Raw genomic sequence first — 13822 nt, 5'->3', positions numbered from 1 at the left:
CTAATGCTGATCAGTTAAGAAGTTGATCAGTTGACCGATCAGAATGATCATGCACAATCCGTAGTTAGGCAACTAACTACGGATTTTTTTGTGAATATAGAACAAGCTCTTCATTCTGCTTTCGAAGAAAGCACTCGTTATCACACGTTTGAAAAATTATCTGAAATTTTATCTTCTGACCTGATTGAACAAGGCTTTCAACAAGCTGGAGTAGCCACAGTTAGAAAGCGCAGGTTGCCTTTAGAAGCTGTGCTTTGGTCTGTTATTGGCATGGCATTATTTCGTAAAGAATCTGTCTGGAATATTGCGAATAAACTAGACATTATGCTGCCTGGCAAAAATCAGTTAGTCGCCCCGAGTGCCATGGTTCAAGCTCGCCAGCGATTAGGTGATGACCCCGTTAAGCAAGTCTTTAATAAAGCTGCTGATAATATGTACCATACAGAAGAGTTTGACACGTGGGCTGGGTTAAATTTATTAGCGGTTGATGGTGTTGTTTGGCGTACGGCCGATTCAGATGAGAATCGTGAAGCATTCTCATCGGCTAGCAACCAATATGGTGATACAGGATTCCCACAAATTCGCATGGTTTGTCATATGGAACTCACCAGCCACCAACTGATAAGCAGTGAGTTTGATAACTATAAGACGAATGAAATGAAGCTTGCTGAACGACTGATTGAGCGTACACCTAACCACTCGTTGACCATGTTTGATAAAGGGTACTATTCACTGGGCTTGTTAAATCGATGGCACAGCACTGGAGAAGAAAGGCATTGGCTAATACCTGCAAGACCTGATTTACAATACGAAGTCGTTTCTAAGGTTGGTAACAATGACCTGATAATTGAGCTCAAAACCACTAAGCATGCGCAAAAGAATTTCCCCGATGTTCCCGAAGTTATTAAAGCAAGACTGGTTAGTAAAACCATAAAAGGTAAAAATTACCGAATATTAACCTCGATGGTAGATAGACTTCGTTTTCCAAGTAGCGAAATAGTTGATTTATACAGCCATCGCTGGGAAATAGAATTAGGGTATCGAGAAATAAAGCAAACAATGCTAGATAGCACATACCACCTTCGGAGTAAGCGCCCTGATATGGTTAGACAGGAGCTATGGGGGATCCTCCTCGCATACAATTTAATTCGAAGGTTGATGACCCTAGCAGCAAAAGCTGAAGGAATATGGCCTAACCAACTCAGTTTCTCAAGCTGCTCGATGGCAGTTATTCAATACTTTTCATCAATATCAATTATGAGCCCCGGTAATATTCCAATTCACTGGGAGCATCTGTTAGGTACGCTGAGACTATTTAAACTGCCACCTAGAAGAGAAGATAGGCGATACCCAAGAGCGATAAAGCCTAAGCCATCAAAGTACCCACATAAAAAAAGAAATGCCAGTCAGCTTAACTGACTGGCATTGGCGGCTAAGCCGCTTTTTTTATTTTTGGTTATTACGCCTTGTTAAAGCTATCTCACCATCGATATGAATATCGCGCTGCGGGAATGCAATGGTAATGTTGTTTTCAGCAAATACTTTATAAATGCTAAAACGCAGCTCACTGCGCACTTGGCGAAGCGGGGCTTCTGATTCAGCACACACCCAGAAAATAGCGCTAAAAGTTAAAGAGCTATCAGCAAAGTCATCAAATAACACAGATGATGCAGGTGTTTTTAAAATGGCTGGGTGATCATCAAGAATTTGCTTCATCAGCTTCTCTACAAGCACCACGTCTGAACCATAAGCAACGCCAACATTCACAAATGAACGGGCATTACGGTCAATTAAGGTCCAGTTAGTTACTGTGTTTTCCAATAACTGGCTATTTGGTACCAGCATATGCACCCCATCGTTACGACGGATACGAGTGGAACGGGTATTAATTGTCTCAACCACCCCTTTAGCTGTGCCCACTTCTAAAAAATCACCAATACGAATTGGTCGCTCCCACATTAAAATCCAACCACTAATAAAGTTATTGATAATGTTTTGCGCACCAAAACCAACACCAATTGCAATGGCACCAGAAACAAATGCAAACGCCGTTAGAGGAATATTGAGTACCTCTAGCGAGGTAAACACAAGCACTGCGATGGTCACAACAAGGTAAATACGGGTAAATAAATGAACCGCGTCAGGGCCTAGGTTTTTTGCCAGTAATGCTTTTTTAATTAATCGACCAATCCAGGTAACCACAAACCACATTAAAAACAGCACCAAAGGCACTTGAATTACTTTTAGTACAGTAATTTGCACATCATTGTAGGTGAACAATACAAACGATAATGCAGATTGCAGATCAGCAAGGGTCATAAATTAACATTCCTAGTAAAAATCAGTTTGGTTCAGTTGTGACTAAGTTTAGCACGGCATAATAGGTGAAAACTTGGTAAATACTAAGTTCTTTATGCGCAATATGCGCTAATTATTAACTATTTTAGACTACAGCTGCTATATACATAGAGAGAGCTTGAGGTTTCACAGGCTTTGAATAGCACGAGGAGAACACAATGTCACAAATGACACTCACACAAAAACTTGCTACTTTACAACCCTTGGTTGATCTAAACTTATTTGAATCAAGTTTAGAGTACCGTAACCGCATCTTAAACTTACTTGCTGAGCAAGAACACTCACTGAATTTAATTAACAAAGAGTTTGGCAACGCTATGCCTGAAAGCTTTGGCTCAGAGAAAAAGTTTGTGTTGGGTTACAACTAACCTATGGTGATTTATTACCATCAAGATTTAAACTGGCAGCTAGTGCCACTTTTTACTTAAGTGAGCCATTAATACACAATTGATGGCTTTTTACACATTTTTATCCCTCAACAGCTTTATTTGCGTTCAAATTCCCCATTCAAACGACAAACTTGATTGTTTCTAGCCAAAAATTTGATAAGTTAGAAAAGATTTATCCACATTTTTGGAGCTCTCATGCGTAAGACCTTAGTAGCAACTACGATTGCTAGTGTGCTTTTATTATCTGCTTGTAGTTCACAACAAGCCGACACTCAAACTCAAGTTGAAACTGCCGCTGAAACACAAACAGCTAATGTTGAAAACGTTCTTTTCAAGCCAAGCCCTTTACAATACATGGCCCCTGAGTTTGATAAAATTTCGACCAAAGACTACGAGCCAGCGTTTGAAGCAGGCATCGCACAGCAAAAAGCTGAAATTGCAAAGATTGCAAACAACCCAGAACCAGCAACATTTGAAAATACCCTTGTTGCAATGGAGTTCTCTGGTGAGCTATTAGACCGCACATCTGCGGCATTTTTTAACTTATCAGGTTTAATCTCTGACAGTGAGTACCAACGTATCGCCGCTAAAATGGCGCCGATTATGTCAGCTCACACTGATGACATTTACCTAAACAAAGCTTTATTTGCTCGCGTACAAAGCATTTACGACAACAAAGCGTCTTTAAATGCTGAAGATCAACGCCTTGTTGATTACTACTACAAAAAGTTCGTTAACGCGGGTGCAAAACTAACTGAAGCTGAAAAAGCAAAAATGCGTGAAATCAACGCAGAGCTTGCCAAGCTTTCAACTGAGTTTTCACAAAATATCTTAAAATCATTTAAAGAAGATGTGATTTTAGTTAAAGATAAAAGCGAGCTAGCTGGTTTATCTGAAGGTGAAATTGCAAGCCTTGCAGCTGCTGCCAAAAAAGCAGGTAAAGAAGGTTACATGATCACGCTAGTGAACACGACTCGCCAACCTATCTTACAAAGCCTTGAAAACCGCAAGCTTCGTGAAAAGATTTGGACAACTTCTTCAACGCGTGCACAAGCAACAAACAGCCCTATCATCATCAAAGAAACTAAGCTACGTGCAGAAAAAGCGGCATTACTTGGTTATAAAGACTGGGCTTCGTATGTAATGACTAATCGTATGGCGCAAACAACTGAAAATGTTTACGGCATCCTTGATGACTTAGCACCGAAAGCGGTTGCTAAAGCAGAAGCTGAAGCAGAGCAAATCCAACAAGTAATTAAAAAGTCAGGTGAAACATTTGCGCTTCAACCTTGGGACTGGGCGTTTTACGCTGAAAAAGTTCGCCAAGAGAAGTACGACTTAGACCCAGCTTTAGTTAAGCCTTACTTTGAGATGCAGTCAGTGATCCACGACGGTCTATTTTTTGCGATGAATAAACTTTACGGCATTACGTTTAAAGAGCGTAAAGACCTACCGGTTTATCACGAAGACGTGATGGTGTTTGAAGTATTTAACGAAGACGGTAGCGCTATAGGTCTATTCTACATGGACCCTTACGCACGTGAAGGTAAACGTGGTGGTGCCTGGATGAGTGCCTATGTTAGCCAAAGCGGTCTTAAAGACACTATGCCTGTGATCTACAACGCGCAGAACATTCCTAAGCCAGCTGAAGGTCAACCTACACTCATGACTTTCTCTGAAGTAACGACTATGTTCCATGAGTTTGGTCACGCTGCACACGGTTTATTCTCTGATGTTAAATACCCAAGCTTAGCGGGTACAGCAACTGCTCGTGACTTCGTTGAGTTCCCTTCGCAAGCACACGAAGACTGGAATATTGAACCAACAGTACTTGCAAACTATGCCAAGCACTACAAAACAGGTGAACCAATTCCACAAGCGCTTTTAAATAAAGTACTTGAGTCACAAAAATTCAACCAAGGCTTTGATACTACTGAGTATTTAGCGGCGGCACTGCTTGATATGGAATGGCACTCATTTGGTGTTGATGCTGATATCACAGACGTACAAAAGTTTGAACATGATGCATTAGACAAGCACGGTATCGCGTACTACCCAGTACCACCACGCTATAAGTCTTGCTACTTCAGCCACACCTTTGCCGGTGGTTACTCAGCGGGTTATTACGCTTACCTTTGGACTGAAGTATTCGCAGCAGATGCGTTTGCACACATGACCGAAGAAGGTGGTTTAACACGTGAAAACGGTGATAATTTCCGTAAAGAGATTTTATCTAAAGGTAACAGCCGCGACTTAATGCAAAGCTACATTGAGTTCCGTGGTCAAAAACCAACAACAGACGCACTATTAAAGCGTCGTGGTTTAGTTGAATAATCACTGTTGTTTAGAGTATGAGGGGTAACCCTCATACTTTTTAAGTATTAATTAAATTTTCACCCCGCTTTTACTCCTATCCACCTCAAAGCAATTGTCAGATAACTCGTTTTTGCTAACCTCAAAGAAAAACACGAGTTCACACATGAAAAACGCCTTACTTTTAGGACTTTGCTCAGCTTTAGCTGCATGTTCATCAACCCCAGATGAGCACGCTGACATCGTGATAGAAAACGCCCAAATTATTGATGTGCAAACTGGAGCTATCGCAGCAAAACAATCTCTTGCTATTCGCGATGGAATTATCATCAAACGCAGCGATAAACCTTTAAGTAGCCAATACCAAAGCTCAACATTGATTGATGCAAAAGGTCAGTATGCCATGCCTGGTCTATGGGATATGCATGTCCATTTTGGCGGTGGTGATGAGCTTATTGAAGAGAATAAACAGCTATTACCATTGTATTTAGCCTACGGCGTAACAACCGTTCGTGATGCTGCAGCTGATCTAAGTGAATCTGTACTTAGCTGGCGTGAACAAGTAAAACAAGGTCAGTTAGTGGGCCCAACTATTTTCACCTCAGGCCCGAAATTAGAAGGTAAAGGGTCTATTTGGCCCGGTGATTTAGAAGTAGAAACGACTGAAGAAATGCATGCTGCAATGGATCTATTAGACAGCATGGACGTTGATTTTATCAAAATTACCGACAGCGCTTTAACGCCTGAGCTCTACATAAAAGCCGTGCATGAGGTTAAAAAGCGCGGTTATCAAATTTCGGGGCATATTCCATTTTCATTGTCTGTGACTGATGTCTCCAAGGCGGGTCTTGATGCGATTGAGCATATGACCTATATGCTTAAAGCTGCGGCTAAAAACGAAGCAGATATTTCTGCAAAGGTTGCTTCAAAAGAGCTGAGTTATCGCACTGCGCTGCCTATTATCACCACGCAGTTTGATGAACCGACAGCCATTGAGAAGTTTACGGTTCTTGCTAACAACGACACCGCCGTGGTGCCGACCTTGATTGGTGGCAAAATAACGGCTTACATTGATGAAGACAATCATCAAGACGATGCCTATTTAGATTTTTTAGGTAAAGGTTTAAAAGCGACATATCAATGGCGAGTTGATAGAGCTAACAAAGACACCCCTGCACAAATCAAACAGCGCAAAGAGCGTTTTATTAAAACCGCACAGTTACTCCCTATCGCCCAACAAGCAGGTGTGAGCATTATTGCAGGCACAGATGCTGGCTTTTTAAATTCGTATATTTATCCGGGGCTTTCTTTACACCAAGAACTGAGTATTTTTACTGAATATGGTCTAACACCACTGCAAACGCTGCAAGCCGCAACACTCGCGGGGCCTAAATTTTTAAATAAACAACAGCAATACGGTGCGCTTAGTGAAGGGAAAGTAGCCGATCTCATTTTGCTTTCAGAAAACCCGCTTATTGATATTCGTAATACACAAACACTAAAGGGTGTTGTCTCGCACAGCACGTTTTACGATAGCAACGCACTCGAGCGATTAAAGCAACAAGCAAAAGCCTTTGTTGCCAGTCAACCCTAACCCCCCCATTGCCCATGACCGCGTATTATCCGTCATGGGCAATTTTAATTTTCAGCCATCTCATATACACTGCCCTTTTTTGCACATAACTCGATTAACATGACCTACTTATTTGCTGTAACCCTGCTTTGGGCCTTCTCGTTTAGTCTTATTGGTGTCTATTTAGCAGGCCAAGTGGATGCATGGTTTAGTGTGTTAATGCGCATTGGCTTAGCAACTTGCGTGTTTTTGCCCTTTTTACACTGGCGTAAAACCCCTAAAGCCTTAGCACTAAAGCTCATGGCAATAGGCGCAGTACAACTTGGTGTGATGTACAGCTTCTATTACCATTCGTTTTTGTACCTTAGCGTGCCCGAGGTACTGCTATTCACGGTAATGACGCCACTTTACATCACTTTATTAAACGATTTGCTTGAAAAACGTTTTAATGCCAAGTTTTTATTCGCCGCAATGCTAGCTATTTTAGGTGCCGTTGCTATTCGCTATGAAGGCGTCGATGAAAACTACCTTATTGGTATGTTAATGGTTCAGGCTGCTAATATTTGCTTTGCTACCGGTCAAGTAACTTACAAACGTTTAATGCAAGATGAGCAACTCCCCCACTCTCGGGTGTTTGCTTGGTTCTTTATTGGCGCTTTAATTGTCGCACTGATTTGTTACGGCTTATTTGGTGATACCAGTAAGCTACCCACCACTACTACACAATGGGGCGTATTAATTTACTTAGGCACGATTGCTTCAGGGCTTGGTTATTTCGCGTGGAATAAGGGCGCGACTATTGTCAATGTAGGTGCCTTGGCTGTAATGAATAACCTACTGATCCCAGCAGGGATCATCGTCAACATTGTGATTTGGAATCGTGATGCCGATATCATCAAGCTTGCCATCGGCGCAGCGATTATCTTATTAGCACTTATTATAAATCAGAAACTTAATAAAACTGCCACGGAGTCATGATAGGCTAAACTCTATTCGATTAGAGGAATGCTGATATGCGCGCACTGGTTTTATGTTGTTTAGTTTTCGTTATTCAAGGCTGTAAGAGTCTGCCCAAGGAGCAGGCAGTGCAAGTGGGTGCTAGGCCTTACTATTTAATCGACAATATGCCTGATGGACCTTTAAAGCTGCAACTTGCCGCATGCGGTAATGGCCCTTTCTATAAGACTGATTTTGTAATTGGTCATCGCGGTGCCCCTATGCAGTTTCCTGAGCACAGCAAAGAGTCATATTTAGCCGCTGCAAGAATGGGCGCTGGCGTACTCGAATGTGACGTCGCCTTTACTAAAGACAAACAACTCGTGTGTCGCCATTCACAGTGCGATTTACACACCACTACCAACATTTTAGCGATTCCTGAGTTGGCTGCAAAATGCAGCCAACCTTTTACTCCGGCCAAAGACGGCCAACCAGCTCAGGCTAAATGCTGCACCAGCGATATCACCCAGGCTGAGTTTTTAACCTTAAAGGCTAAAATGGATGGCGCCAACCCAAACGCCAAAACCGTCGCAGAATATATGCAAGGAACACCAAGCTGGCGCACTGATTTATACGCAAACAGTGGTACTGTTATGACCCACCAGCAAAGCATTGAGTTATTCAAATCACTAGGTGTAAAAATGACACCCGAGCTAAAAAGCCCAGAAGTTAGCATGCCATTTAACGGTTTTAGCCAGCAAGATTATGCGCAAAAAATGCTTGATGAGTATCGGGATTTAGGTGTGAATAGCCAAGATGTTTATCCGCAATCATTTAATCTTGAAGATGTGAAGTATTGGCTAAACAATCACCCTGAATTTGCAAGCAACAGTATTTATCTTGATGGCCGAGATGAGCAAGCAGACTTTGATGCTATGGATGAAACAACTTGGCAGCCATCAATGCAAGCTCTGTATAACGATGGAGTACGCATTATCGCACCGCCAATGTGGATGCTTTTAAGCCTTGATGAGTCAGGTAAAATCGTGCCATCGCTTTATGCTATTAAAGCTAAACAAGCCGGACTGAACATCATTACTTGGAGTTTAGAGCGCTCTGGTCCATTAAATAATGGCGGTGGTTATTATTACCAGTCGATTGCCAGTGTAATTAAACAAGATGGGCAAATGATGAAAGTGGTAGACGTCCTTGCTAAGCAAGTGGGTGTGATGGCTATTTTCTCTGACTGGCCTGCTACTCTTACCTATTACGCAAGCTGTATGCAGTATCCTGCCTCAGAGAGTTAACTGAGCATCAATAAATTTCAAGGGCTTTGACTCGTCCAAAAGGTGGGGCTGAGGTATTATTAGCTAAACCGTTTTTTACAAGGATAAACATGATTATTCAGCACCAGAGCCACGACATATCGACCAACACAGGTGTAATGCGCACCAGTATTTATCGCCCTTTAGAAGAAGGTAAATACCCTTGTATTATTTTCTATTCTGAAATTTTCCAAGAAACAGCACCAATTGCACGCTCTGCGGCAATACTTGCTGGTCATGGTTTTGTCGTGTTAGTGCCAGAAGTTTTTCATGAGTTAAATCCTATTGGGACAGTACTTGCCTATGATGATGCTGGTAAAGACAAAGGCAATGCCGACAAATGGGCAAAACCGCTTGAGAGCCATGACTCAGATACTGACGCCTTAATTGCATTTGCACGTCAGCAAGATTACTGCACAGGAAATGTAGGTGCGATGGGCGTATGTATTGGTGGTCACCTTGCATACCGTGCTGCATTAAACCCAAGTATCAAAGCCGCTTTTTGTTTATACGCAACAGATATACACAGCGATACTTTACCAGCACAAGCAGGTAATAACTCATTTGAGCGCATGGCAGATATTAAAGGTGAGATCCACTTTGTTTGGGGTAAACAAGACCCTCATGTACCAAAGGAAGGCCGCCTTAAAATTTACCAACAAGCTGTGGCAACAGGCATTAATTACCAGTGGCAAGAAGTGAACGCCCAACATGCGTTTATGCGCGACGAAGGCGACCGATACGACCCAGTCCTTGCCATCAGCATGTATCAACAAGCAGTCGCTTTATTTAATCGCACGCTTGTTTAAATCGTCATAGTGGCTACTTGATTAGTAAAATAATCCTTCAAGTAATCAAGTAAAACCCGCAGTTTTTTACTTCCCGCCGCCCCTGGCGGGAATACGCCATAAAGTTCAATATCGGCAGTTTTGTAATCATCTAATATTGTGCGTAACAATCCCGCTTTGATCCTGGGCAATGCATCATAAACTGGGATCTTCGCTAAGCCATGCCCAGCTTCTACAAAGGCAGTTCGAGCAGCAGCATTATTGGTACTTATGCCACCACTAACTGCCACCTCAAAGCGGCGTTTGTCTTTTTCGAGCGTGACAACAGCACTACTTGGTTGATACACCACCCATGTATGCTCTGCTAAATCGGCAATGCTCTTTGGTATAGGGTATTTTGAAAAGTAATCGACTGAGCCACATAAGCAGGTAGCCATACTTGCAAGTTTAGTCGCTTGTAAGTTTGAGCTTTCAAGGGCCACGCCTCTAATCGCTAAGTCAAAGCCCTCTTTGATGATATCAACCACATCATCACTAAGCTGTAAATCAATATCTATTTTCGGATACAAACGCTTAAACTGAGCCAGTGCCGGTACCACAAGTTGCAAACCAACATTCACCGGACAACTCAATTTAATAACCCCAACCGGTTCACTCTTTAAGTTCTCAAGGTGTAAGTTAGCAGCTTCAGCGTGCTCGGTGATAGCCTGACAACGTTCATAATAAGCCATACCAGCTTCGGTAAGGGTCATGGTGCGCGTTGAGCGATTAAGTAACGTCAGCTTTAATTGCTGTTCTAATTTCTTTAAGTGGTAACTGACAACGGCCCTTGATAAACCAAGTTGTTGAGCCGCTTTAGTTAAGCTGCCTTGCTGCACAATGTGGGCAAACACCACCATGCTTTTTAATTGCTCAAACGATACTTTCATACAAACTCCTAATCTAACCTGAATAATTGTATCAATTATTAAACCAATGAAGTCAAATTTATGTGCGTTGTTTAACTCGATTTTCACCCCTATAGTGTTATTAACGATGTTTAATACACAAAAAGGGATTCACTATGTCAGCTAAGAAAATTTTAATGGTACTCACTTCACACGATGAACTTGGCGATACAGGCCATAAAACGGGCTTTTGGGTCGAAGAATTTGCGGCGCCCTACTACGCCTTTATTGATGCCGGTGCAGAGGTAACTTTAGCCTCTGTTAAAGGTGGCCAACCTCCGGTTGATCCAAATAGTGCAGCCCCTGATGCAGCAACCGATGCCACAAAACGTTTTGAGCAAGACAGTGCGGCAAAAACTTTAATGGCTAATACTAAACCTCTGGCTGAAGTTAAAGCCGATGATTTTGATGCGGTATTCTACCCTGGCGGCCATGGTCCGTTATGGGACTTAGTTGATAACCAAGATTCAATTAGCTTGATAGAGCAATTTCTTAACTCAGAGAAACCAGTGGGTGCAGTATGTCACGCCAGTGCCGTATTACTGAATGCGAAAAATGCAGCTGGTAAATCTGTGGTATTTGATAAAAAAGTAACCGGCTTTAGTAACTCAGAAGAGGATGCCGTACAACTTACCAATGTTGTGCCATTACTTGTTGAAGATGAGCTAATCAAACAAGGTGGTCAGTATCAAAAAACCGATGATTGGGGCGAGCTTGCGATTGAAGATGGCCTACTAATCACAGGGCAAAACCCTGCAAGTTCTGAGCTTGCTGCGAAAAAACTATTAACCAAATTAGGTTAAAATAAGTCAACATGCCCTAGACCTTTAGTAAACACCTTGCATATCAAGGTGTTTACCTTCACTTTTAATAAGTTATACTCATTCGGTCACATTGATTTAAGAGCTTCTCATCATGACTGAAAAAAAAGCTGTCAAAATTCCTCCTATCAGTAGTAAGCGATTCGCAATTTTAGGCATTATGCTGGTGTGCTTGGTACTGCAAATAATTAATACCCTACCCGGCATAAACTTAAACGGTTTAGGTATTTTGCCAAGGCAAATGTCTGGTTTATCAGGGGTGTTTTTTGCGCCATTTTTACATGGTGGCTGGGCACACCTTTTTAGTAACCTAGTGCCATTTGCTATTCTCGGCTGGCTAGTTTGCCAATTTAGCGTAAAACGCTTTTGGCTGGTGTTTGCCGGTACTGCGCTCATTGGTGGATTACTAGTATGGCTATTTGGCCGCAGCAACATTCATGTTGGTTTAAGTGGTGTTATATACGGTTTATGGGGCTACTTAATTTGCTACGGCATTATGCACCGCTCATTCAAAGCCATTTTAATCAGTATTGCTGTTGTTGTGTTATACAGCGGCCTGATTTGGGGTGTCTTTCCGCAGCGCATTCATATTTCATTCGAAAGCCATTTATTCGGCGCAATTAGCGGCGCATTCATCGGCTATATTATGGCAAAGCGTGATAGGCAAAAGAGCCATAAGCTTTAAACTGACAACTTTTAAATAATAATGACCACACCTACACTATTTAAGAAGCTCTTTCGTTTTGAAAAAGGCAGGCAACTTTCAGGCTACGATAAAATGCTAATTTGCACAGCCCGCTGGCCAATTAAATTTGATATGTATATTTTGCGTTTTCCTGAGGGCAGTGAAATAGCGGCTCACACCGATAAAGTCGCTAGTGGTAAACATTTCAGGCTTAATATTGTACTCAAAAAAGCGCGTGCAGGTGGGAAGTTTATCTGCTCTGCCCCACTCTATGAAAGCTCACGAATCAAATTATTCCGTCCTGATATCTGCGAACATCAGGTAACGCGGGTAACGTCTGGCAGCCGATATCTTTTAAGTATCGGCTGGATAAAAAATTAATAAGTTAACTCCCACGTTTAAAGCTATATTTCAATTGTTTATATAGGCTCATAAAAAACCTAAATAACAATACTAGTGCTACTACTGTAAGTAAAAATAATACGTAAAATAAAGACGTAGTAATGTTATCTTTCATTTGAACAATAACAGATGTGTACTTTATTACGAATAAAAGTAGTACTACTCCACCTAGAATACCTGCTACTAACTTCCATTTGAGTTTAACCATCAAAGCTTGCTCCCTTATAGCTTATAGTTCAACACTAGCAGCAGAAAGTGGTCAGTTTCAACTCCTTAACTTCATTGTCACCATCACAACGCCATGGTCGGTACTTTGATCATCATAGGCAAACTGGGGGTTGATCAAGTGCTGATCATAGGTGTGATAATCAACCACCTCAAAAAAGCTACCCTGAAACCCGGCATCAAACTCACGGGATAACAAAATATAATCAAATACTGAGCTGCTACTACCAAAATAGTGGGTGGCTTCTCTGTCGTTCTCGGTGACAACATGGCGCTGATAGAGTTGCCAACTATCTTGTAGTTTGAACTCTGAACGAGATGGGCTATTTTGCCTATGACCGCTAAAACGAAGGTGGTCAGCGATTAAATGGTTAAGCACACCATCGTGTAACTCATTATTAAAGTCCCCCATCACAATCACAGGGTTATTGGTGTGTGCTCTGCGCTTAATGATTTCAACGAGTAACAGCGCTGCTTCACTGCCACGCTGCATGCTTGATGCCCAGCGCCCAAGGGCTTGTGATTTTAATTGCATTACTAAGTTTTGCTGTTCGCTGTGGCTTTCATCATCTTGGTGATGGAGCATGCTGCGCTTAGATTTAAAGTGCACTACATAGCAATCGACGTGTCCTAAGTGAGGTACTTCAAGTGTCGCGCGAATAATACTGCGGCTAAAGTTAAAATTATCGCTCAAGCCCATCGCTAAAGCATCATCTTGCTCTGCCTCAACCTGACTGACAGCTACAATTTTATAGCGTGAGGCAATGGCCACAACCGGATCGCGATAAATAAAGTCATCAATCACCGTTGGCTCATCAACGACTGCAAAATAAGGGTAACCCTCTGCGTTAACTTGTTGTTTTAGTTCATTGATACTGAACACTTCTTGAAAGCCAATAATATCTGGCTGCTGATTTTTAAGGTAATCGGCCAACCAGCGCTGCTTTTTGGCCCACTGCTCAGCGCTATAAATGCGCTGAAAATCATAAAATGCGTCAGGTGGCGCTAAATAATTATATAAATTAAACGTTGCTACCTTTAATTGAATGTTTTTTATTAC

Annotated in this window: 13 protein-coding genes; 10 read left to right on the top strand and 3 right to left on the bottom strand. The window is 42.0% G+C overall.

The window, feature by feature from the left end; translation table 11 throughout:
- Window positions 1–90 precede the first annotated feature (90 nt).
- Window positions 91–1419, top strand: a complete 1329-nt coding sequence (locus PASHI_RS07245; protein ID WP_062564240.1) for an IS4 family transposase — start codon at window positions 91–93, stop codon at window positions 1417–1419.
- Window positions 1420–1446: 27 nt separating this feature from the next.
- Here the strand turns inward: PASHI_RS07245 and PASHI_RS07240 are convergent, their stop codons facing one another.
- A complete protein-coding gene (locus PASHI_RS07240; protein WP_058585510.1) occupies window positions 1447–2319 on the bottom strand; it encodes a mechanosensitive ion channel family protein in 873 nt (290 codons plus the stop codon).
- 197 nt (window positions 2320–2516) lie between these two features.
- Here PASHI_RS07240 and PASHI_RS07235 point away from each other — a divergent pair, with 197 nt between their 5' ends.
- From PASHI_RS07235 to PASHI_RS07210, 6 genes are all read left to right on the top strand, one after another.
- Window positions 2517–2726 carry a hypothetical protein gene (locus PASHI_RS07235; RefSeq protein WP_054561957.1) on the top strand — a complete coding sequence of 70 codons (210 nt, stop codon included), beginning with the start codon at window positions 2517–2519 and terminating at the stop codon, window positions 2724–2726.
- A gap of 216 nt (window positions 2727–2942) precedes the next feature.
- Window positions 2943–5081, top strand: a complete 2139-nt coding sequence (locus tag PASHI_RS07230) for a M3 family metallopeptidase (protein WP_054561958.1) — start codon at window positions 2943–2945, stop codon at window positions 5079–5081.
- Window positions 5082–5226: 145 nt separating this feature from the next.
- Window positions 5227–6654 (top strand): amidohydrolase family protein, encoded by a 1428-nt coding sequence (locus tag PASHI_RS07225; protein WP_062565098.1) that lies wholly within the window; start codon window positions 5227–5229, stop codon window positions 6652–6654.
- A gap of 99 nt (window positions 6655–6753) precedes the next feature.
- Window positions 6754–7611 carry a carboxylate/amino acid/amine transporter gene (locus PASHI_RS07220; RefSeq protein WP_054561959.1) on the top strand — a complete coding sequence of 286 codons (858 nt, stop codon included), beginning with the start codon at window positions 6754–6756 and terminating at the stop codon, window positions 7609–7611.
- Window positions 7612–7646: 35 nt separating this feature from the next.
- The gene (locus PASHI_RS07215) at window positions 7647–8876 is read left to right on the top strand and encodes a glycerophosphodiester phosphodiesterase family protein (protein ID WP_062565097.1); all 1230 of its coding nucleotides are present in this window, start codon (window positions 7647–7649) and stop codon (window positions 8874–8876) included.
- An 89-nt stretch (window positions 8877–8965) separates the two neighbouring features.
- Window positions 8966–9703: a dienelactone hydrolase family protein gene (locus tag PASHI_RS07210; RefSeq protein ID WP_062565096.1), complete on the top strand. Its 738-nt coding sequence runs from the start codon at window positions 8966–8968 to the stop codon at window positions 9701–9703.
- Here PASHI_RS07210 and PASHI_RS07205 read toward each other — a convergent pair.
- The gene (locus PASHI_RS07205; RefSeq protein WP_062565095.1) at window positions 9700–10611 is read right to left on the bottom strand and encodes a LysR family transcriptional regulator; all 912 of its coding nucleotides are present in this window, start codon (window positions 10609–10611) and stop codon (window positions 9700–9702) included. The genes PASHI_RS07210 and PASHI_RS07205 overlap by 4 nt on opposite strands.
- A 134-nt stretch (window positions 10612–10745) precedes the next feature.
- Between PASHI_RS07205 and PASHI_RS07200 the strand changes: the two genes are divergently transcribed.
- From PASHI_RS07200 to PASHI_RS07190, 3 genes are all read left to right on the top strand, one after another.
- Window positions 10746–11432 (top strand): type 1 glutamine amidotransferase domain-containing protein, encoded by a 687-nt coding sequence (locus PASHI_RS07200; protein WP_062565094.1) that lies wholly within the window; start codon window positions 10746–10748, stop codon window positions 11430–11432.
- A gap of 112 nt (window positions 11433–11544) precedes the next feature.
- Window positions 11545–12135 (top strand): rhomboid family intramembrane serine protease, encoded by a 591-nt coding sequence (locus PASHI_RS07195; protein WP_062565093.1) that lies wholly within the window; start codon window positions 11545–11547, stop codon window positions 12133–12135.
- A gap of 21 nt (window positions 12136–12156) precedes the next feature.
- Complete coding sequence (locus tag PASHI_RS07190; protein ID WP_062565092.1) at window positions 12157–12516, top strand: 2OG-Fe(II) oxygenase; 360 nt, start codon at window positions 12157–12159, stop codon at window positions 12514–12516.
- Window positions 12517–12802: 286 nt separating this feature from the next.
- On the opposite strand, the gene PASHI_RS07180 is transcribed toward PASHI_RS07190, so the two are convergent.
- Window positions 12803–13810 (bottom strand): endonuclease/exonuclease/phosphatase family protein, encoded by a 1008-nt coding sequence (locus PASHI_RS07180; RefSeq protein ID WP_341860352.1) that lies wholly within the window; start codon window positions 13808–13810, stop codon window positions 12803–12805.
- Window positions 13811–13822: the final 12 nt, after the last annotated feature.

It is taken from the genome of Pseudoalteromonas shioyasakiensis (assembly GCF_001550135.1).
Taxonomy (GTDB): domain Bacteria; phylum Pseudomonadota; class Gammaproteobacteria; order Enterobacterales; family Alteromonadaceae; genus Pseudoalteromonas; species Pseudoalteromonas shioyasakiensis.
Note: the sequence above shows the minus strand (reverse complement) of the source record. Positions and strands in the feature narration are given on the sequence as shown.

Coding starts and splice junctions, on each gene's coding strand:
- PASHI_RS07240 (WP_058585510.1), bottom strand. CDS start 2,319: ATGACCCTTGCTGATCTGCAATCTGCATTATCGTTTGTATTGTTCACC.
- PASHI_RS07235 (WP_054561957.1), top strand. CDS start 2,517: ATGTCACAAATGACACTCACACAAAAACTTGCTACTTTACAACCCTTG.
- PASHI_RS07230 (WP_054561958.1), top strand. CDS start 2,943: ATGCGTAAGACCTTAGTAGCAACTACGATTGCTAGTGTGCTTTTATTA.
- PASHI_RS07225 (WP_062565098.1), top strand. CDS start 5,227: ATGAAAAACGCCTTACTTTTAGGACTTTGCTCAGCTTTAGCTGCATGT.
- PASHI_RS07220 (WP_054561959.1), top strand. CDS start 6,754: ATGACCTACTTATTTGCTGTAACCCTGCTTTGGGCCTTCTCGTTTAGT.
- PASHI_RS07215 (WP_062565097.1), top strand. CDS start 7,647: ATGCGCGCACTGGTTTTATGTTGTTTAGTTTTCGTTATTCAAGGCTGT.
- PASHI_RS07210 (WP_062565096.1), top strand. CDS start 8,966: ATGATTATTCAGCACCAGAGCCACGACATATCGACCAACACAGGTGTA.
- PASHI_RS07205 (WP_062565095.1), bottom strand. CDS start 10,611: ATGAAAGTATCGTTTGAGCAATTAAAAAGCATGGTGGTGTTTGCCCAC.
- PASHI_RS07200 (WP_062565094.1), top strand. CDS start 10,746: ATGTCAGCTAAGAAAATTTTAATGGTACTCACTTCACACGATGAACTT.
- PASHI_RS07195 (WP_062565093.1), top strand. CDS start 11,545: ATGACTGAAAAAAAAGCTGTCAAAATTCCTCCTATCAGTAGTAAGCGA.
- PASHI_RS07190 (WP_062565092.1), top strand. CDS start 12,157: ATGACCACACCTACACTATTTAAGAAGCTCTTTCGTTTTGAAAAAGGC.